The organism is Kibdelosporangium philippinense, from assembly GCF_021390435.2.
Lineage (GTDB): Bacteria > Actinomycetota > Actinomycetes > Mycobacteriales > Pseudonocardiaceae > Kibdelosporangium > Kibdelosporangium philippinense.
This window is the reverse complement of the sequence record NZ_JAJVCN010000001.1, coordinates 3,425,942-3,445,701: the sequence shown is the minus strand read 5'-3', so window position 1 is coordinate 3,445,701 and position 19,760 is coordinate 3,425,942. Positions and strand designations below refer to the sequence as shown.

Below are 19,760 nucleotides of genomic sequence, written 5' to 3'. Positions count from 1 at the left end.
CATGAAGATTGGCGTGAACGTCCCCAACTATGGTCCAGGCACCGATCCAGGTGTGCTGCGCGACTGGGCGCAGACGGTCGAAGGCCTGGGATTCGACCTGCTCATGATGTCCGACCACATCGCGGTCACGCCGGACGTCGCCAAGAAGTACCCGGCGCCGTTCTTCGAACCGTTCACCACGCTTTCGTGGCTCGCCGGTGCCACTCGACGGATCATGCTTGGCACGACCGTGCTCATCGTGCCCTACCGGCACCCGTTGCTGACCGCGCGGATGGCGGCGAACTTGGCCGATCTCAGCGGCGGCCGGTTCGTCCTCGGGGTCGGCGTCGGCTGGGCCGAGCAGGAGTTCGACGCGCTCGGCGTGCCGTTCAGGCAGCGCGGAAAGCTCACCGACGAGCACCTGCTGGCGGTGCGAACAGCGTGGCAGCGGGAAGACGACTACCGCGCAGGCCGGATTCCCATCTGGGTCGGCGGCAACAGCGCGGCGGCGGTCCGGCGGTCGGTACGGCTCGGCGAAGCGTGGCATCCGCTGCGCTGCAAGGCATCCTGGTTGGACGAAGCCGCCGAATGGCTGAAATCCGTTGCCGCCCAAGAAGGCCTTCCGGTTCCCGGGTTGGCGCCGCGGATCGTGCTCCGGCCGTCAGACGAACAGGTGACCGGTGATGACCGGCTGGCGGGCGTCGGTGATCTCGCACAGATTGCCGGGGACCTCGAAACGCTGCGGTCCCTTGGGGCTGAGGCGGTGCTGCTGGACACGTTCGGGGGCGATCCCGATGAACTCAAGCATCCTGAGCGGGCATGGCGTGACCTCGCGGCTGTGGCCGCTGTCTGGAGGGATCTCAAATGAGTACGGCGTTGGTCATCGTGGACATGCAGGAAGTTCTCATGCCACAGGTGTGGCGCGGGGAGGAACTGGCTGATCGGATCGCTGTCGTTGCCCGAAAGGCGCGTGACAGCGGCATTCCGGTGATCGCGCTTCAGCAGATCGGTCCGAGTGGGACGACGTTCGATCCCGAGTCGCCGGACGCGCAGCTCACCGCCCGGCTTGACCTGCAACCCGACGACGTGGTGATTCGTAAGACCGCAACGGATTGCTTCTACGGCACGAACCTCGCCGCATTGCTCCTCGAACACGATGTGGACACCGTTGTGCTGGCTGGGGTTGCCACCGACTACTGCGTGGACGCGACCGCACGGTCGTCGTTGAGCCACGGGTTGGATGTGGTGCTTGTTGGCGATGGGCACGCACCGGCGGCGGATGGCGATCCTGCCGCGGGGCTGACTGCGGAGCAGATCATCGACCGGCACAACCGGATCCTGAGCACTGCTGTGCATCCCGGCGGCGAATTGACCGTGCGCTTGGCGGCCGAGGTCGACTTCAAGTAGCTACGGGACGGGCTGCGCGTCCTTCTGGGGCGTCGTCGGCGGCACGGTGATCGTCGCCGCGACGTCCCGGGCACGGGCGAGCTGGGCGACGCCGTGGCCAGCGAGCACGCCGCAAATGACTGCCAGGGCGATTTCGACGTTGGTGGTGGCGAGGTTTTCGCCGAGCAGTGACACACCGATGATGGTGGCGCTGGCGGGGTTGACGAGGTTGGTCACGGCGAGTGGCGCGCTGAGTCCGTTGCGGTACGAGCGCTGCGTCAGGATCGTCGCGGTGATCGCGAACGTGCCCACCGCGACCATGGCGAGGATTGTCGTGGGCCAGAACAACGCTGCGAAACCGTTATTGCCTGCGGTGACCACGATCGTCTGGCATAAGGCCGAGCACACGCTGAACGCCACACCGCCAGCGATGGCCTCCCATAAGGTCGACGCGCCCGGTCGGCGGCCTATGAGGGCAAGCACCGTGACGAGGATTGTCGTGCCGACGACGAGGAGGACCAGTTCAAGCGACGTGAGCGTGTCGGCCTTGCCGGATGTGGTGATGATCAGGGCGAGGCCGGTGAGGCCGACGACCGTGTAGGTCATGCCGGTCATTTCCAGGCGGGTCGGCTTGCGCCGGGCGGTCCACGCCGCGAACGGCACCGCGATCACCAGCGTGAGCACGCCGAGGGGCTGGATCAGGGACAGCGGACCGAAGTTCAATGAGGCGACGTGCAGCGCCGCGCCGAGGACGTTGAGGCCGATCGCCAGCCATAACACCGGCACGCGGGCAAGCTGGGCAACCGTCAGGTGCGCGTATCGCGCCTGGATGAGCGCTGCCGCGGCGTACGCGATCGCGACGATCACACACAGCACCACCGCGATGATCAAGTCAGTCATAGCCCCAGTACTCGCCCAATCTCAACGCCAAACAACCGTCCCGGAAAGTGGACGTGAACGACACCCCTCTTGCCGCCAGCTTACCGGTGCTGCGGATCTTGGGTGGCGATTGGGAGATATCGGGCAGGAAACGCGGTCGTCGTACGGCGCCACTTGACAAGGTAGGGAGAATAAAAAATTGGCGTGCTCGCCATTCAATGAATGGCAAACCCGCCTTCCTGGTACCAACTTAGCCGCTGTGAGGGGCATGTGTCAACTCTGGGGTACGACGAGGAATTGCGGTCCGAGCAGAACTACGTATCCGGGCTCTACACCCGGCTCGACGCCGAACGTGCCAGGGTGAGGCGCGAATACACCGCGGCATTGCGCGGAAACGGCGGTACGCCGATGGAGCGTGACGTCGAGGTTCGCGCCTTGGCCAAAGAGGCGAAGCGGTTGGACGTCGCCGACAACGGATTGTGTTTCGGCCGGTTGGACACCATTTCGGGCGAGCATTCGTACATCGGCCGGATCGGCCTTTTCGACGAGGACGACCAGTACGAGCCGGTGCTGCTCGATTGGCGCGCGCCCGCGGCACGTGCGTTCTACGTCGCCACCGGCGCGAACCCGGAGAACATGCGCCGGCGCCGCCAGTTCCTCACCAAGGGGCGGCGGATAGTCGATTTCACCGACGAGGTGTTCGGCCGTCCCAGTGCCGATGAGCGCGGCGACGCGGCCCTGCTGGCGGCGGTCAACGCGCCGCGTGATGAGGGTATGCGCGACATCGTGGCCACGATCCAGGCCGAGCAGGACGAGATCATCCGGCTCGACCACCCGGGAGTCCTCGTGATCGAGGGCGGCCCAGGTACCGGCAAGACCGTGGTCGCGCTGCACCGCGTCGCGTACCTGCTCTACACCCAGCGGGAACGGATGGAGCGTCACGGCGTGCTCGTGGTCGGGCCCAACCCGGCGTTCCTGAACCACATCGGCCGCGTTCTGCCGTCGCTTGGCGAGTCCGATGTCGTGTTCATGACGCCGGGCGACCTCGTCCCCGGTCTGCACGTCACCGCCGAGGACACGCCGGAAGCCGCCCGGCTCAAGGGATCGCTGAAGATCCTTGACGTGCTCAAGGCCGCGATCGCTGACCGTCAGCGGTTGCCGGAGAACCCGATACCCATCGAGTTGCGTGACGTCACGGTCCGGATCGACGCCGAAACCGCGGAGTGGGCCAGGGATGAAGCGCGGATCAGCGGGTTGCCGCACAACGAGGCCCGCTCGGTGTTCATCGAGATCGTCACGTATGTGCTCACTGAGCGGGCGATCGCTCGGATTGGCAAGGGCTGGCTGACGCGATCCGACAAGGAAGCGTGGGAGGAGATGCGTACGGACCTGCTCAAAGAGTTGGCGGCAGATGAGACGTTCACGGTCGCGATGGACGAGCTCTGGCCGATCCTGACGCCGGAGACGCTGTTGGCGCCGCTCTACTCGTCTGCGTCACGGCTGCGTGCGGCGGGCGCTGACCAAGCGTTGCTGCGCGCTGACGGAGAGGCGTGGACAGTGTCGGACGTGCCGCTGCTCGACGAGCTCGTGGACCTGCTTGGCCGCGACAAGGCAGCCGACAAGGTCGCTGAGCAGGCGATCGAGCGGGAACGTCAGGCGGAAGCCGAGTATGCGGCTGGTGTCATGGACATCCTCCGGCTGGACTACGCGGAGATGGATGAGGACGTCCTTGTGCGCGTGGACGACCTGCTCTACTCCGGGGCGCTGGCCGACCGGTTCGTCGAGCGCGACACCCGTGAACTGGTCGAACGTGCTGCGGCGGACCGGGACTGGACCTATCGGCACGTCGTGGTCGACGAGGCACAGGAACTGTCCGAAATGGACTGGCGGGTGCTGATGCGGCGCTGCCCCAACCGATCCTTCACGGTCGTGGGGGATCTCGCGCAACGCCGGTCGGAGGCCGGAGCGACTTCGTGGGACGCGATGCTGGCGCCGTACGTGCCGGACCGCTGGGTTTACCGGTCGCTGACGGTCAACTACCGCACCCCGGCTGAGATCATGAACGTCGCGGCCGCGGTGCTCGCCGAGTTCGCGCCCACCGTCCAACCGCCGGAGTCGGTCCGCGCATCCGGTGTCCAGCCATGGTCCCGGCAGGTCACCGCGGACGAATTGCCTGGCGCCATTGAGGAATTCGTGCGCGAGGAAGCCGGTCGTGAAGGAACCAGCATCGTGATCGGGCCGCCGGGAGTGCCTGGCGCGGTGCCCGCGTCGGAGACCAATGGGCTTGAGTTCGACGCGGTGTTGGTCGTGGATCCGGAGCGGATCCTTGCCGATGGCCCTCGTGGCGCGGCTGAGCTCTACGTCGCTCTCACGCGTGCGACCCAACGTCTCGGCGTTCTGCACCGAGGCTGGTTGCCGCAGGCACTGAGTGGACTGGTCGAGCAATAAGATCAACACCGTGCCGTTGCTGCGTTTCGATGACCCGTTGCCCATTCGCCCGCGCAAGATCGCTGTGGCCGGTCCCGCTGGTTCAGGGAAGTCGAGCTTGGCCCGTGCGCTTGGCGTGCCATATGTGGACATCGACTCGTTGTTCCACGGACCTAATTGGACAGTCAGGGAGACCTGGATCGATGACGTGAAGCAGGTTGTCAGCGGTCCGGAATGGGTCATCGAATGGCAGGGCGACGAGGTCCGTGACCAGATCGGCGCGAACGCGGAACTGCTGGTGTGGCTTGATCACCCGAGGTGGCTGACCATGTATCGGGTCATCAAGCGCACACTGCACCGGCGGATCACCAAGACCGAGCTCTGGTCGGGCAACACCGAAGGGCCGCTGCGCGATGTCTTCAAGGATCCGGACCACATCGTGAAGCTCTCGTGGCGGATGTACCCGAAGATCCGGCAGCAGGTGATCGAAGTCCTGCGGGAGAAGCGTTTTCCGCATTTGGTGGTCGTCCGGTTGCGTGGCCAGTGTCAGGTGGACGCGTGGCTGAAGGCGGGTTGGCCGGGGAGCCCGGCCAACCCGTGAGCATCGTCAGAACTGCAGGCTCCATGCGTTGATGCGGCCGACGTCCGCGTTGGCCGCGTCACGCACACGCAGCTTCCACGTTCCGTTGGCCACCTCACTGGACGCGTTGATAGTGAAGGTTCCAGTCAGGTTGTCGGCGCTACCGCCCCCGCGGTTATGGATGTTGTAGGCCGTGCCATCGGGCGCGACCACGTCGACGATGAGGTCGCCACGGTAGGTGTGGATGATGTCGACGCCAACCGCGAGCGCTGCAGGGGCGTTACCCGGCACGCCCGTCACCGTGATCGGGCTTTCGACCGTCGCGAGGTCCGGGATGGCAACGTCGTCAGGGTTCTCGAAGCGCGGGCCAGGAGGCGTGACCGGTCCCGACAGCGCCCAGATCGCCGTGGCAATCGCGTCACTGTTACGGTCGAGCGCCGTGGCGTTGATGTTGGTCGTCGTGTCACAGGCGCGGTGGTAGCAACGGTCGAACGCGACTCCGCTGGTGCCGCCCCACTTCTGCGCCTGAGCGGCTGTCATGATCACCTCAGCGCCCGTGAACAGTCCACCGGTCGGGATACCTGCCCTGGCGAAGGCCGCGTGGTCTGACCGTCCACCCACCGAGGTCAGCTCGGTCGGCACGCCGATGCCCGCGAAGTGTGCTTCAAGGGCACGCTGGAATTCGATCGACCCCGTGGGCTGTCCGCTTGCGCTGTAGACGAAGTAGCCGGGGTTCGGCGAGCCGATCATGTCGAAGTTCAGGTAGCCCTTGATCTTGGTCCGTTCGGCCGCTGGCAGGTTGTTGACGTAGTACGTCGACCCGATCAGGCCCAGCTCCTCGGCGCCCCACCACCCGAACCGCAAGTGCTTGTCTGGCTGGAAGCTCGTCCGGGCAACCGTCAACGCGACCTCGAGCAAACCGGATGACCCGGATCCGTTGTCGTTGATGCCTGGGCCCGCGGAGACGCTGTCCAGGTGCGCGCCGGACATGAGGACATTGTTGGCGTCCCCGCCAGGCCAGTCCGCGATCAGGTTCCATCCGGTGGCGCCGCTGCTGGTGAACTGCTGCAGGCTCGTGGTGTAGCCAGCGGCGTTGAGCTGTGACTGGAGGTAGTCGATCGACGCCCGGTAGCCCGGACGGCCGTGTGCTCTGTTGCCGCCGTTGTTGTTCGCGATGGTTTGTAAGGTGTTCAGGTGAGCTTGCACGTTGGTCAGCGAAATGTCCGGCGCCGCAAGGGCCTTCGCCGGTAACGCCGTCGCGGTTGATGATCCGATGACCAGCCCGCCCACGGCCAGCGCACTGGCTGTGAGGGTGGCTAGCAGGGTTCGCGTACGCATCATTCACGTGAGCTTCCCCGCCCGTCGGTGTCCGAAGTAGGTCCGTTCGGATCGGTTTGTTCCCATTCTTTCCTCGTGAGTGGTTAGGCGCGTTAGAACGCGGATAACCACTCACGACAGGCTTCAGTGCGTGGAATTGAGTTTGAGCCGCTGGTCCGCGGACAGTTCAAGGTCCACAGCGGCAATGCTTTCCTCGATCTGTTTGACCGATGAGGCGCCGACGAGCGGGATGATTGGCAGGTCGCCACCGAGCATCCAGGCCAGGACGACCTGGTTGACCGTGGCGCCGGTCTCCTTCGCAACTTCCTGCAAAGCCGTGCGCCGCAATGGAGTTCCGGAGTGATCCCAGTCCGGGCCGAGGTCGCGGTCCGCGTGGGCGTACGCGCCACCCAACAGTGGTGAGTAAGCGACCAACGACAGATCTGGCGTTTCACGCAGGTACGCCAACAGATCGCCGCTCAAGTACCCCTGATTCCCGTCCTGGGAACGGCGTCCCGGCCGGTCGGTCCGGGACCGCAGATAGCTGTACTGATATTGCAGGAGTTCGTAACCCGGTAAACCAGCGGCCGCCGCGAGCGCGCGAGCCCGCTCGACCCGCCAGGACCAGTGGTTGCTCACGCCAAGCAGCCCGACCGTTCCGTCCGTGACCAGTTCGGCGAAACCTTCGACGGTTTCCTGCAATGGTGTGGCCGTGTCCTCCACGTGGGCGTAGAGCAGGTCGATCTTGTTGACCCCCAAGGTGTCCCGGCTGCGCTCGGCGGATTCGCGGATCACCTTGGCGGACAGGCCTTCGATGTTCTCTGGCTTGGCGGTCGCGGCGAAGTCGAGGCCCGCCGCGTTGGGACGGCCGCCGAGCTTGGTCGCGATCAGCACGCTGTCGGGGACATGGCGGCTTGCCCGCCAGCGGCCTAAGACGGCCTCGCTTTGCCCGCCCTGGCTGCTGTTCACCCAGAACGCGTAGTTGTTTGACGTGTCGATGAACGTGCCCCCGGCATCGACGTACCGGTCGAGGATCGCGAACGCGGTCTCCTCATCTGTCCCCGTGCCGAAGTGCATCGTGCCGAGCGCGAGCACGCTGACTTCACGGCGTGTCTTGGGATCCTGACCGATCGTGCGGTACTTCATGGCGCGGAGCCTACCGGCTGGTCAGCCGGTCCACTATGGACTTCAGCAAGTTCCCCCGCGGACGAACCACTGTGGTTTCGGGCAAAACGGCGTTCACCGGGCCGCTCAACCGATCGTCCACGAGTGCCCGAAGGTAGAAATCGCAGAGATGATCACGAGAAAGGCTCGACGGACGCACCCACACCATCCGAATCCCAGGAGTGTCCTCCCGGTAACGTGACGTGTTCACGAAAACCCGTGCGCCAGCACTGGCAGCGCGCCGAGCAAGCTCGATGGAAGAACCAGCCAGGTCTACAACGCCATCGACTCCGTCCAATGACCGGACAACGCGATGCCCGCCCGTCGACAACAACGCGGTGAACGCAGTACCGATCGCACTTTCGGAACCTGTCACCGCGACGGTCAACGGAGTCTTGCTGTATGCCGCGTGTACGGCCAGATCGGCCGCTAGCTGTTGGTGGCGGTAGTCGAACATGGGCCGAAGCACGGCCTTCGGCACCGGAGTTTCGACCCGATCGGTCAACCGAGTCCGCAACGGGCCCTCGGCCGTGAACTCGTGCCGATGGCGCCAATACGTGACCCGCGACAAAGGCCCTTCGAGATGGTCGACGAACACGTCCGGCGGGTGATAGCCAGCGGCTTGGTGCTGGGCGATCCACCGCACGCCACCGGGCATGCCGAGGATTGCTGTGCCGTCCCGGAGTGAGTCGGACTCCTGCACGACGTGGACCGGCTGCCACGGCGGGCTGAGCCGGACCAAAGCACCCGGCCGCGCGTGCCAGTCGAACACCTGCTGCAGTGGAGCGTCCAGGACGCTCGAGTACACGATTCCCATCGCGATCAAGTATCCGCCGTTGACGGCAAACTTGCCGCCGCGGAGAGGGGCGAGGCATCGGTAGGTTTCCCACATGGTGGCCGGTGCGCTGAACGCGGAACCCACGGACGTCCCAGTATTTGGCCCGTATCGGATCCAAGGACTGCTTGGCACGGGCGGGATGGGCGTGGTTCACCGTGCCTACGACACCGTGCACGACCGGGTCATCGCCCTCAAGCGGCTGCCCAATTCGGTCACCGATCGCGACTACCGGGCCCGGTTCAAGCGGGAGGCACGGCTGGCGGCCGCGTTGAAGCACCCGAACGTCATCCCGGTCAACGACTTCGGCGAGGTCGACGGCGACCTGTTCATCGACATGATGCTGATCGAAGGGACCGACCTGCGCCGGGCCTTGGGCGATGGCGCGATGGCCCCCGATCGCGTGACGAAAATCCTCGCCCAGGTGGCGTCCGCCCTGGATGCCGCGCACGCCGAAGGCCTGATCCACCGGGACGTGAAGCCCTCGAACATCCTGCTCGACGAGAACGACCACGCCTATCTCGCCGATTTCGGCATCGCCAGGGAAACCTCACCAGAAGCGACCGCGCTGACCAGGTCCGGCGACCTGATCGGCACCTGGGATTACATGGCGCCGGAACGGCTGTCGGCAGGTCCCGTCGACGGCCGGTCCGACCAATACTCCCTGGCCTGCGTGCTGTTCGAGTGCTTGACCGGGCGGTTGGCGCATCCAGCGTCCGACCCGGCGGCCAAGATCGCGGCGCATCTGTTGCAGCCGCCGCCCGCGCCCTCGGTGTTTCACCCGGCGATCACCAGGGAACTGGACTCTGTGGTGATGCGCGGGATGGCCAAAGATCCGGCACGCCGGTTCACCACGACCGCCGAGCTCGTGGACAAGGCGAAAGCGGCCGCCTATGCCGGTGCCACCGAGAAGGCCGCGCCCGCCACCGAGGACCAGGCGAAACTGGTCAAAGCGATCCTGCGATCGTCCTCGCCACGCCGTAAACCGACCTTGCCGATCACCGCGACCACGCCTTACCCGGGCCTGGTTGGATTCGACGAACACGACGCCGATCTGTTCCATGGCCGCGCGCACGTCGTCACGGATTTGTTGGTACGAATGGCAGAGCAGCTCGACGGCGGCGAACCTGTCGTGTTGGTCGGTGCTTCTGGCGCGGGCAAGTCCTCGGTGCTGCACGCGGGCCTGATGCCGACGTTGATCGACTGGCAGCACGTCGTGATCACGCCAGGGCCGGACCCGATTGGCACGCTGGCCGCGGCGATCGCGCCGCACGTCGGCGGGGAACCGGCTGAGCTGGCGGCGAGGATCCGGCAGCAGCCGCAGGAATTCGGGTCGTTGTGCGGGAAACGCATGGTGATCGTGGTCGACCAGTTCGAGGAGCTGTTCACGCATGGCGTCCCGGACGAAGATTGCCGCGCGTTCGCCACGGCCCTGGCCAACGCCCGACCAGTGTTGGTGCTGCTTGCTGTGCGGGCCGACCTGGTGGACCGGTGTATCGAACTGTCGCCGCTGATCCCGGCCCTGACCGCGCCTGTGCTGCTGGGCGCGATGGACGCGACCGAGCTGCGGCAGGCGATCGTGCAGCCAGCGCGGGACTTCGGTGTGGACATCGAGCCGGGGCTGCCGGAACGGCTGATCGCCGATCTTGGAGTCCGGGGCGAGGCCGGGTATGACCCCGGAGCGTTGCCGAGAATGGCACACGCGCTGCGAGAAGCATGGAACTTCCGCGAAGGCTCGACGCTCACGCTCGCCGCGTATCGCCGGGCAGGCGGGATCGACGGCGCGGTGTCCCGTACCGCGGAGGACATCTATGCCCAGCTCGACCCGCCGGGGCGTGAGGTGCTCCGCGCGGTGTTGTTGCGCCTGGTCACGGTGTCCGACGATGGCGCGGTCGCGCGGCGGCGGGTGGATCCGCGTGAGATCGGCGGGCACATCCTGGACGGCCTGATCGCATCCCGCCTGGTCACGGTGGACGACACCGGGGCACGGTTGAGCCATGAGGCGCTGTTGACGGCGTGGCCGCGATTACGCGACTGGATCGACGAGGACCGCGCTGGCCTCATCCAGCACCGGCGGTTCACGGACGCGGTCCGGATTTGGGTGGACTCCGGGCAGCAGGAAGACGACCTCTATCGTGGGGTCCGGCTCGGGACCGTCAACGCGTGGCTTGAGCAGGGACGAACCCAGCTCCAACCCGCTGAACAGGAGTTTCTCGAGCGTTCGAACGCGGCCGAGCACGCGGGCGCGATCGCGGCACGCAAGCGGACCAGGCGCCTGCGCACGATGGTTGCCGCGCTGAGTGTGCTGTTGCTGGTGGCTGCGGGTGCTGTCGTGGTGGCGACTCAGTTGCAACAGGACGCGAGCAACGAGCGTGACCGCGCTGATTTGGGACGGCAGCTGAACTTGTCACGTCAGCTCGCCGCGGAATCCGAATTGGCCAGAGGGATCGACCACGCCAGAACGGGTTTGCTGGCGTTGGGTTCCTGGCAAGCCGGGCAGACGATCGAAAGCCGTAGCGCTTTGCTTGGCGTGCAGACTGATCACTACCGCGGCCGGATGTCCGGACACGACGGTCCAATCTCGGCAGTCGCGATGAGTGACGACGGCAAGATCGCCGCCAGCGGTGGCCGGGACGGCTCGCTGCGGTTGTGGGATGTGCCCAACCGCAAGCAATTGGCCGTCCTGTACGACGATGATGGCTGGTACCGCTCGGTTTCGATGTCACGGGACGGCCGATTCCTGTTGGCTGTCAACGTTCTCAAGGCGTCGTTGACACTGTGGAACGTCCCGGAACGCAAGCAGATCTTTGCTTTGCCCGGCAAGGCGATCGACGGCCAGATCTCGCCGGACGGATCGTCCTTCGCCGCGTTCACCGAACAGGGCATGGCCGTGTGGGACACGGCCAAGCTCACCGAAACCGCGAAATTCGCCGCACCCGGCTCGCTTGTGATGTCCTACAGCCCGGACGGCAAGTTCGTCGCATCCACCAGCGGCAAAGATGTCGTTGTCCGCCAAGCGCGTGATGGCGCTACGGTCGCGACCTTGACCGGCCACACCGATGAGGTCAGCGCGATGACGTTCGATCGCAGCGGAACCGCGTTCGCGACGGTCGATCCGGACGGCCACTTACGACTGTGGGACACGGCAAAGTGGACACAGGTGATGGAAAAGCAAGCGGCCGAAGGCGGATTCAGCGCGGTGGCGTTCAACTCCGTCGGAACGGTGTTGATGGCCGCGGGAGCGGGGACGACCATCCATATCTGGGATATCGCGTCCGGCCAATCGATGCTGAGCCTCGGGACAGGCTCGGTCACCACGTTCGCGCTCACGACCGGCGGCGACGGCCATACGTTCCTCAGCGCCGACTCAGCAGGCCAGATCACGGTCTGGGCTTTCCAACGAGCTGTGCTGGGCCCGCGTGACGCGGCGATGGTCGGTGTCGCCAGCCACGGGAAACTGCTGGCCACGGTTGGCGGCGATGGCAGGGGCCGGTTGTGGGACAGCACAACCGGCGACCTGATCAGACAGTTCTCACACGGCGGCAAAGCCACCTCGGTTGCCTTCACCCCGGACGGGTCCAGGGTGATCACGGCCGGTTCGGATGGCGCGGTCGTTGCCTTCGACGTGGCCACCGGGGCAGAGAAAGCAAGGTTCTCCAGGCCTGGCACGGAGTTCGGCGAGTTCTCGATCAGCCCGGACGGCCAGACCATCGCACTGGCGGGCAAGAGCCCAGCGGACGCGGGCAAAGACGCCGACCGGGACGAGATCGTCTTCCTGAAGGCCGATGACCTCACGATGACGAGCAGGCGGCCGACCAGGCAGGAACCGCAGAACGTCACCGTGATCTCGGCCAACTACCCGACTTCGGTCATGTACAGCCGGGACGGCCGGTTCCTGGCGGTCGCGTTGTCCGCGGGCAAGGTCGGGCTGCTCAACATGGCCGATCCCGCTGGGCCGATGAAGATCCTGGCTGGGCACGACGGCCTGGCCATGGACGCCGAGTTCACCCCGGACGGTCAGACCCTCGTGACCGGCGGATCGGACCGGGTCGTGCGCCTGTGGCGTGTGCAAGACGGGCAAGCAATTGGCGAGATCAACGGGCACGACGCCCCAATCCGCCGGATCCGGTTCACGCCCGATGGCAAGACCATGGTCACCGCCAGCCAGGACACCGTGCTGCGGCTGTGGGAGTTCCCGAGCGGCAAGCAACTCGCGCGCCTTGACCGGCATGACGACTCGCTGAACGACGCGACCTTCGACGCCACCGGAACGCGGGTGATCAGTGCCTCGGCCGACGGCAGCGCACGGATCTGGGATCTCAATGCGGACAACGCGGTCCGGGATATCTGTGGCCGGTTGGACAAGGACGCGATGGCCGATCAATGGGCGTCGCTCGGACCGGATCGCGGTAGTGTGCCAACGTGTCCCAAGTAGTTGTTCGCGGGCCAGGGATTGCTTCAGTCGTCCTGAAACCGGGGGAGTCGTTGCTGTTCGGCCGTGCGCCACACCACGCGCTCAAACCCGGCGCCATCGCGTTGACGTTGCCCAACTGCGCGCCACACATCTCACGATTGGTCGGTGAGCTGGTGGTCGGCACGGACACCGTGACGCTGAAATGGCTTGGTGCGGGGGAAGGGCAGCTTTCGGGACTGTTCGACGCGCCCGGTGGCGCCCGTCGGGTGATCATGACCAGATCGATGTCCGCGCTGCTGGACGATGGCGAGAACCAACTGGTCGTACTGCTCGGCAGGCAGACCGACCAGGGCTTCGCCGACCTGCTGATCAGCATCGATGTCACTCTCGGGCAACCGCCTGCGGAGGTTGCCGCGAACCCGACCGGCCAGATCACGACCGCCGGGCCAGGCCTCATCCGGGAGAGCCGGGATTGGTACGTGGCGCTTGCGTTGACTGAGCCCTGGCTGGTTGGGAAGGACGATTACCCGAGGCCGCTGTCGAACCGTGAGATCTACGAACGGGTGCTGTACTGGCACGGCTACGCCTGGAATCTGCAACGGCCGCAACGGGTTGACGACGCCATCCGGGTCATCTCCGCGATCGCGTTCGGCGCGCGCGACGATCCGTACTTGGCGCCGCACGACGGGCGGTTGCAGAACATTCGGTTCGCTGTCGCCCGTCGTGCGGCAGAAATGCGCCTGGTCACAGTGACGGATCTGGCTGCGGTTGAGCGATCCGCGCGCCAGCGGCCCGACGCAGGACCAGCCACACCCCCAGACCTGCGGTAACCAGCGTGATCCCGCCGAGGATGTACGCGAGAAGAGTTGTCAGTTCGCGGCCGTCGCTCGGCGAACCGCCTTTGGCTAGGGCCATGTCTCTGAAATCGGCGGCTTGGGTGTTGGTTGGGGAGTCTTTGACCACGGCGGTGAAGTAGTCCACGGCTGAGTCGTAGCTTCCGGCGTAGAAGCGTTCTAGGCCGGTGCGGTAGTTGCGGTCGTGGACACCTAGCGCGGGTTTGATGTCCCGCATCAGGTCGTGCACTGCCTTCGCCTGCGCGATTCCTCCACTGTGGCGTGCGAGGCCGAGCAGGCGGCCTTGTTTGTCAAGCGCGCGGCCGTCTTGCATGACGTCGACCGGCCCGGCCGCGACTTCGATCGACGGCAAACCGGTGCGGGGAATCCAGAGCACTGCTATATCGCCGTCATCCGGTGCTTTGAGATCGACGACCGTGGCGGTGTCCCTGTCCACTGTGATCACACGACCGAGCGATCGGTCCTGCGCGGGGCCTTCGGCGATCGCTTTCTCTGCCAACATAGTGCGGGCCTTTAAGGCATCACCGACCCGTCCGACCTTCCGTAGATCCGCGATGGCTCGGTCGAACAACGCTTCGCTGCCTGCTCTACTGTGGACGCAGTGGCTGGTGGTCACGACGTATCCGGCCGGGTTGATCACCGCGCCTGGGCAGTTCGCTTTGACCTCGTATCCCTTGGCGCCGCCGAAAACCTCGCCGGTTTGCTTGTCACGGACCCAGCCGTGCCAGGTTACGCTGACCGCCACGAACGCGGGTTCGGCGATGTCCACCGGGTCGACGGGCGGTGCGGGGAAGGTCATCAGGGCTGCTGCGAGCAGGACGCGGATCATCCGTACACCCCGGTTTCCTTGGTACGGACCCACACCGACCGATAGCCCGAGCTGTTCGTGGCGGTCTCGGTCAGCCGTGTCGCCGAACAGGTGTAGTTGTCGACTTCTTTCCAGTTCGGGTCCGGGACCAGCGGCTGCGTATTGAGCAGCCCGCGATGGTCGAAGTACCGGAAGGTCATCTCTGCGGCTGACGGCCCTTCGTAGGTGATGGCTTTGGCGTCCGCGCTCCACCGGAACTCGTACTTGCCGTCGCTGACGATCCGCTGTTCACGGCCGCGATACTGGGCGGTCTGCGTGAAGCCCTCGCGCCGCTCGCCGCCAGTTCCGTCCGGCCGGAGAATCAAGAACCGGCCACGCCCGGTGAACGAGAATGGCGGCTGATCGGTGTAAAACTTGACCGTCGTGTGCTCGTCGGTGCTCCGCCAGGTCCCGATCAAACATGCGGGTGGGCCGACTGGCCTCGTTGTTTGGGTTGTCGCGGTTGCTGCCAGCGGGGTGATCGTCGGCGGGGCATTGTCGGAGGGCTCAGGGATGTCGGCGGAGATCACCACGGCGGTGAGCGTGGTCGCCGCGATGAAAGCGCCTCCGGCGACCGCGAAGAGCACCACTGCAGAACGACTCAACTTTTCCCCTCGGGTGCGAAGTTGCCCGCAACCTTAAGGCGGGTAACTTCGTGACCACGAGGGGAAAAGTGTCGGAAGTTTCCGGTTTCCGGGTCAGCCGCGAAGGTTCAACATGTGCCCAGCTCAGGACTCGTGAGTGGTTACGCGCGTTAGAACGCGCATAACCACTCACGAGTGGAGGTGGATGATGTTGCTGATCTCGCTCAATGGGACATTCCGTGTGCCGAAGCCCAACTCCGTTGTCCAGTTGTATTCCTGCACGGTGACCGTGTTTCCGTTCACCGCCGAGATGTACGCGACGTGACCCCAGCCCGACGCGCCGCCCGCGCCACGTTCCCATTGGGCGATGGCGCCGACCCGAGGAGTCCGGTCCACGCGATACCCCAGTCGTACCGCGTTGTCGTTCCACTCGTGTGCGTCGCCCCAGTGGCCGGAGATCCCGTTGCGCCAGCCGTTGTTGTGGAAGTAGCCGTTCACCTGCTCCATCCGCCACGCGACCCAAGACGTGCACTGCCCGGAATACATGAACCAGCGATCCACGGCGTTCGGGTTGCCACGGTATGGATAGTCATCCGCAGTCGGCCGGATGCCCGTCGGTCCGCACTCCGGCTCGACCGGGCCGGATGTCCCAGTGAAGACGAACGCGTCCGCCACCCATGAGCCGTTGCTGAGCTTGTCCCAGATGGTCGAGGTGCCGTACTTCCCGGTCACCGGTTCAGACCTCGTCGTGCACACGATGGTCACGGTCTGGCCGTTGGACACGCTGCCGGTGATGCCGTACTGCGTGCCTGGTCCGAACCGGAGGTTCACCGCGCTGCCACTCGTGTCGATTTTCGCGGTGGTCGCCGCGTGCGCCATCGGCGCCCCGACGAGCGCGAGGCAAGCTGCGAGAAGAAGGACTCTCATGTCACATCCAGTGCGTGGTCTTCAGCACGGCACCGGCCCAGTTCTGGCTGATGTGCACGTGGTCGTTGTGCTTGCAGCGCTTGCTCGAATCGCCGCAGTTGCCGATCTCGTCGTACTCCTGCCAGCCCGCGTTCGGGTTGCTGGCCAGCCAGACCTTGTCGTTCCAGATGACTGTCTGAACGCCGTACGAGCGGGCGTTGTCCTTCATGAAGTTCGCGATGTTCCAGCCCGCTTGGAATTCCGCTGGCCGGTCGATGTCCATCCAGTAGTCCAGCGCGCGGCCTTCGCCGTGCTCGCCAGGTTTGTTGACGTAAATCCCGGCGAAGTGCGCGTCCCCGCCGCGCAGGTTCCACGCGGGTTTGGCCTTCATCTCGTTGTAGAGCCGGCGGGTGCCGGGCTGGTCGACGCCAAGGCGCATCTCGGACGGATCCCAGTGCAGCTGGTCGCTGCCGCAGGGCGGACCGACCGGGCCGGACACTCCGGTGTAGACGAACGCGTCGGAGATGTAGCCCTCAAGGTGGATGTAGTCCCAGACATCCGTGGTGCCGTAGGGCCCGGTGACCGACTGACCCCGGACTGTGCACGCGATGGCGACGCGTTGGCCGCCGGTGACGCTGCCTTTGGACCCGTATGTGGTGGCCGGTCCGGACCGGACGGTGACCGTGTGGCCGCTGATGATGCTGTATGTGTGCGCCGACGCTGGCGTGACGGCCAGTCCGGCCAGCATGGCGGCGGTTGTGGTCAGCAGTGCAGCAGCTCTTCGTAGCACGCTGTCTCCCCTCTGAATCGGTGTGACGTCACAACCCTCAGTGGTCGAGATGCCCGGAACCTTGTGGGAACCTTGCGGAGAACAGGGGAGGTGGGGAGTGGCTGTCTGGTGCCGTCTGGCGGGCCCGGTCGAGGTGCGTGTTCGCGGCGAATTCGCCGATATCGGCACGCCGCGGCAGCGATGCGTGCTTGCTGTGCTGCTGATGGAACCCAACTCCGTTGTCGCCGTCAGCTCGCTGATCGACCGGGTGTGGGGCGACGATCCGCCTGCTTCGGTCCGTAACACGCTGTATGCGCACATCGCTCGGCTGCGGCGGGCACTCGGGCCCGAGATGGAGATCATCCGACGATCGGGTGGCTATCTGCTGAGTGTTGATCAGTCGGCTGTGGACATTCACCGGTTCCGCCAACTGGTGACCCGGGCCAGGGCTGCTGGTGACGAGGAAGCTTCCTCGCTGTACGGGTATGCCTTGGAGCTGTGGCAAGGCACGCCCTTGGCGGATGTCACCGGTGATTGGGCCACGCATACCAGGGCTGCTTTGGTCAACGAATGGGCCGCGGCCGTGTTGGAACGCAATGCTCTTGAGCTGCGCCTCGGACGGCACGCCGCGTTGTTGCCGGAACTGCGGGCCTTGCTGGCCGAGAGGCCTCTGGATGAACGGCTGGCTGCTCAGTTCATGGTCGCGGCGTACCGGTCGGGCTGTCCGGCCGAGGCCTTGGCGATGTTCACGGACATCAAGACCCGGCTTGCCGATGAGCTGGGCGCGGACCCGAGCCCGGAGTTGCGGCGCACGCACTCGTTGATCCTGCGGGACGATCCGTCCCTCGGCACCTCGAAGCCCGTGACCGCGCCGGTGCCCGCGGAACTGCTGATGGACATCCCCGACTTCACCGGCCGGACCTTCGAGGTTGACCTGCTGTGCCGTGCCTTGGCCAAGCCTGGGCCGGTCCGGATGGTGGCGATCAACGGCCCTGGCGGGATCGGCAAGTCCACCCTCGCGATCCATGCCGCGCACCGGCTTCGGTCCGAGTTCCCGGATGGCCAGTTGTACGTGGACTTGCAGGGTGCGACGGCCGGGCTGGCGCCGTTGACCCCGGGCGAGGTACTGGACCGCTGGCTGCACACGCTCGGCGACGACGTGGGTCATGTCCATGTGTCGGAGGCTGCCGGCCGGTTTCGGTCCCTTGTGGCCGGTCGCAAGCTCCTTGTGGTTCTGGACAATGCCTTGGACGCTGCCCAGGTCCGGCCGTTGCTTCCGGCCAGCCCGGGTTGTGCGGTGCTGATCACCAGCAGACGGGCACTGACCACTTTGGCCGGTGCGGAACACGTGAGCCTGGATGTTCTGAGCGAGGAGAGCGCGGTGGCTCTGCTCGCTCCGGCCGAACGTGTGGCCGCGGAACCTGCCGAGGCTCGGGCCATTGTCGGGTTGTGCGGACTGCTTCCGTTGGCTGTGCGCATCGCTGGTGCCCGGCTGGCGGTTCGTCCACATTGGTCCTTGGCTGATCTGGCTGCTCGGTTGGCTGATTCACGGAAACGTCTTGATGAGCTTCAAGTCGCTGATTTGGCTGTGCGGGCGGGTTTCGCGATTGGTTATGAGGGGTTGTCCGCCGAGGCCGCCCGGTTGTTCCGGTTGATAGGTCTGCTTGATGGGCCGGATTTCGGTGTCCGGATCGCGGCCGCGTTGGTCGACGGCGGTGACGTGGAGGAGCTGCTGTACGAGATCGTGGACGCGCAGCTACTCGGTTCGCCCGCGCCCGGCCGGTTTCGGATGCACGACCTGATCCGGCTTTATGCCCGGGAATTCCCGGCTCCCGAGGATGCCCGGCAGCGTGCGTTCCATGCTTACTTGGCCGATGCGCGTCAGGCGAGTGTGTTGCTGCATCCGAGCAGTACTCGTCGGCTTCCACAGTGTTCGGTTGAGCCGTCCTTGACGACTTCGGCCGAGGCTATCTCGTGGGTGGACACCGAGCGTGCGAACCTCGTGGCCACTGTGCATCAGGCCGCCCCGGCGGACGCCATTGCGTTGGCGGCTGCGTTGTTCCGGCCGTTCGACATCCGTGGCCATTGGACAGACTTGATCGTGCTGCTGCGGCTGGCCGCGACCTCCGCCCGATCCCTTGGTGACGCTGCAGCCGAGGCGCAGTCCAAGGAGGATATGGCCTATGTGTACGGCCGAAGTGGACAGTATGCCGAGGCGATCGCCGCGGTTGGCGAAGCCATGGCCATTTATCAGGAATCTGGTGACACCACGGGCGAGGCGAGCTGCCTTGACATCCTTGGGCGCGACTACATGCAGCTGCGGCGCTACTCGGAAGCTGTCGAGTGTCTGACCAAGGCCCTGCGGATCAGCCGTACAGCTGGGCATCGCAGGGGAGAGGCTCGAGTGCTGAACACGCTCGGCCTGGCGTACCAGCGAATGGGGCAGCTGGCTGAGGCGATCACCTGTCACACCGATTGCCTGGAAATTGACCGTGACTTGGAGAACCGCTACGGGCAAGGCGTCGCGTACGCCAACCTCGGCTGGGCTCATCTGCGCGCTGGCCGTGCGGGTGAAGCCATCGGACATCACACCGACGGGCTCACGATCGCGCGCGAGGTCGGCGACCGATACCTGGAGGCCGAGGCGCTGTGGGGCCTCGGCCAGGCCCAGCATGCGCTTGGTCAAGGTGCAAGGGCGACCTGGGACCAGGCGATCACGATCCTGCACGAGTTGGGGTTGCTGTCGACCGCGGAGGCAGGGAAGCTGGTCGCGCAGTCGGTGCCGGACACGCCGGAGATCATTGTGCGGTCGACGTGAC

General features: G+C 65.5%; 15 protein-coding genes. 7 read left to right on the top strand and 8 right to left on the bottom strand.

Annotated features, from left to right (window positions below):
• Position 1: 1 nt before the first annotated feature.
• Together LWC34_RS15925 and LWC34_RS15920 are read left to right on the top strand one after the other, a co-directional pair.
• Complete coding sequence (locus tag LWC34_RS15925) at positions 2-847, top strand: LLM class flavin-dependent oxidoreductase (RefSeq protein WP_233725842.1); 846 nt, start codon at positions 2-4, stop codon at positions 845-847.
• Complete coding sequence (locus LWC34_RS15920; protein WP_233725841.1) at positions 844-1,386, top strand: isochorismatase family protein; 543 nt, start codon at positions 844-846, stop codon at positions 1,384-1,386. Before LWC34_RS15925 ends, LWC34_RS15920 begins: the two co-directional genes overlap by 4 nt.
• Here the strand turns inward: LWC34_RS15920 and LWC34_RS15915 are convergent, their stop codons facing one another.
• Positions 1,387-2,265, bottom strand: a complete 879-nt coding sequence (locus LWC34_RS15915) for a DMT family protein (RefSeq protein ID WP_233725840.1) — start codon at positions 2,263-2,265, stop codon at positions 1,387-1,389.
• A 249-nt stretch (positions 2,266-2,514) separates the two neighbouring features.
• Between LWC34_RS15915 and helR the strand changes: the two genes are divergently transcribed.
• Positions 2,515-4,692 (top strand): RNA polymerase recycling motor ATPase HelR, encoded by a 2,178-nt coding sequence (helR, locus tag LWC34_RS15910; RefSeq protein WP_233725839.1) that lies wholly within the window; start codon positions 2,515-2,517, stop codon positions 4,690-4,692.
• 10 nt (positions 4,693-4,702) lie between these two features.
• Positions 4,703-5,272 carry a P-loop NTPase family protein gene (locus tag LWC34_RS15905; RefSeq protein WP_233725838.1) on the top strand — a complete coding sequence of 190 codons (570 nt, stop codon included), beginning with the start codon at positions 4,703-4,705 and terminating at the stop codon, positions 5,270-5,272.
• Between the two features lie 6 nt (positions 5,273-5,278).
• Here the strand turns inward: LWC34_RS15905 and LWC34_RS15900 are convergent, their stop codons facing one another.
• The 3 genes from LWC34_RS15900 to LWC34_RS15890 all read right to left on the bottom strand — a co-directional run bounded on the left by LWC34_RS15900 (position 5,279) and on the right by LWC34_RS15890 (position 8,654).
• Positions 5,279-6,592: a M28 family peptidase gene (locus LWC34_RS15900; protein WP_233725837.1), complete on the bottom strand. Its 1,314-nt coding sequence runs from the start codon at positions 6,590-6,592 to the stop codon at positions 5,279-5,281.
• A gap of 120 nt (positions 6,593-6,712) precedes the next feature.
• A complete protein-coding gene (locus tag LWC34_RS15895) occupies positions 6,713-7,714 on the bottom strand; it encodes an aldo/keto reductase (RefSeq protein ID WP_233725836.1) in 1,002 nt (333 codons plus the stop codon).
• Between the two features lie 10 nt (positions 7,715-7,724).
• Positions 7,725-8,654 (bottom strand): SRPBCC family protein, encoded by a 930-nt coding sequence (locus LWC34_RS15890; RefSeq protein ID WP_233725835.1) that lies wholly within the window; start codon positions 8,652-8,654, stop codon positions 7,725-7,727.
• Between LWC34_RS15890 and LWC34_RS15885 the strand changes: the two genes are divergently transcribed.
• Complete coding sequence (locus tag LWC34_RS15885; RefSeq protein ID WP_233725834.1) at positions 8,623-13,002, top strand: serine/threonine-protein kinase; 4,380 nt, start codon at positions 8,623-8,625, stop codon at positions 13,000-13,002. The genes LWC34_RS15890 and LWC34_RS15885 overlap by 32 nt on opposite strands.
• Positions 12,990-13,811, top strand: a complete 822-nt coding sequence (locus tag LWC34_RS15880) for a hypothetical protein (protein WP_233725833.1) — start codon at positions 12,990-12,992, stop codon at positions 13,809-13,811. Before LWC34_RS15885 ends, LWC34_RS15880 begins: the two co-directional genes overlap by 13 nt.
• Here LWC34_RS15880 and LWC34_RS15875 read toward each other — a convergent pair.
• The 4 genes from LWC34_RS15875 to LWC34_RS15860 form a co-directional block, all read right to left on the bottom strand.
• Positions 13,726-14,664 carry a hypothetical protein gene (locus LWC34_RS15875; RefSeq protein WP_233725832.1) on the bottom strand — a complete coding sequence of 313 codons (939 nt, stop codon included), beginning with the start codon at positions 14,662-14,664 and terminating at the stop codon, positions 13,726-13,728. The genes LWC34_RS15880 and LWC34_RS15875 overlap by 86 nt on opposite strands.
• A complete protein-coding gene (locus LWC34_RS15870; RefSeq protein WP_233725831.1) occupies positions 14,661-15,287 on the bottom strand; it encodes a hypothetical protein in 627 nt (208 codons plus the stop codon). The genes LWC34_RS15875 and LWC34_RS15870 overlap by 4 nt, the downstream gene beginning before the upstream one ends.
• Before the next feature lie 168 nt (positions 15,288-15,455).
• Positions 15,456-16,193 (bottom strand): CHAP domain-containing protein, encoded by a 738-nt coding sequence (locus LWC34_RS15865; protein WP_233725830.1) that lies wholly within the window; start codon positions 16,191-16,193, stop codon positions 15,456-15,458.
• 1 nt (position 16,194) lies between these two features.
• Positions 16,195-16,962 (bottom strand): VldE C-terminal domain-containing protein, encoded by a 768-nt coding sequence (locus tag LWC34_RS15860; protein WP_233725829.1) that lies wholly within the window; start codon positions 16,960-16,962, stop codon positions 16,195-16,197.
• A gap of 97 nt (positions 16,963-17,059) precedes the next feature.
• Between LWC34_RS15860 and LWC34_RS15855 the strand changes: the two genes are divergently transcribed.
• Positions 17,060-19,759: an AfsR/SARP family transcriptional regulator gene (locus LWC34_RS15855; protein WP_233725828.1), complete on the top strand. Its 2,700-nt coding sequence runs from the start codon at positions 17,060-17,062 to the stop codon at positions 19,757-19,759.
• Position 19,760 lies beyond the last annotated feature (1 nt).

Excerpts from the sequence above, each read along its gene's own strand:
- LWC34_RS15925 (WP_233725842.1), top strand. The coding sequence starts at position 2 with ATGAAGATTGGCGTGAACGTCCCCAACTATGGTCCAGGCACCGATCCA.
- LWC34_RS15920 (WP_233725841.1), top strand. The coding sequence starts at position 844 with ATGAGTACGGCGTTGGTCATCGTGGACATGCAGGAAGTTCTCATGCCA.
- LWC34_RS15915 (WP_233725840.1), bottom strand. The coding sequence starts at position 2,265 with ATGACTGACTTGATCATCGCGGTGGTGCTGTGTGTGATCGTCGCGATC.
- LWC34_RS15900 (WP_233725837.1), bottom strand. The coding sequence starts at position 6,592 with ATGATGCGTACGCGAACCCTGCTAGCCACCCTCACAGCCAGTGCGCTG.
- LWC34_RS15895 (WP_233725836.1), bottom strand. The coding sequence starts at position 7,714 with ATGAAGTACCGCACGATCGGTCAGGATCCCAAGACACGCCGTGAAGTC.
- LWC34_RS15885 (WP_233725834.1), top strand. The coding sequence starts at position 8,623 with ATGGTGGCCGGTGCGCTGAACGCGGAACCCACGGACGTCCCAGTATTT.
- LWC34_RS15875 (WP_233725832.1), bottom strand. The coding sequence starts at position 14,664 with ATGATCCGCGTCCTGCTCGCAGCAGCCCTGATGACCTTCCCCGCACCG.
- LWC34_RS15865 (WP_233725830.1), bottom strand. The coding sequence starts at position 16,193 with ATGAGAGTCCTTCTTCTCGCAGCTTGCCTCGCGCTCGTCGGGGCGCCG.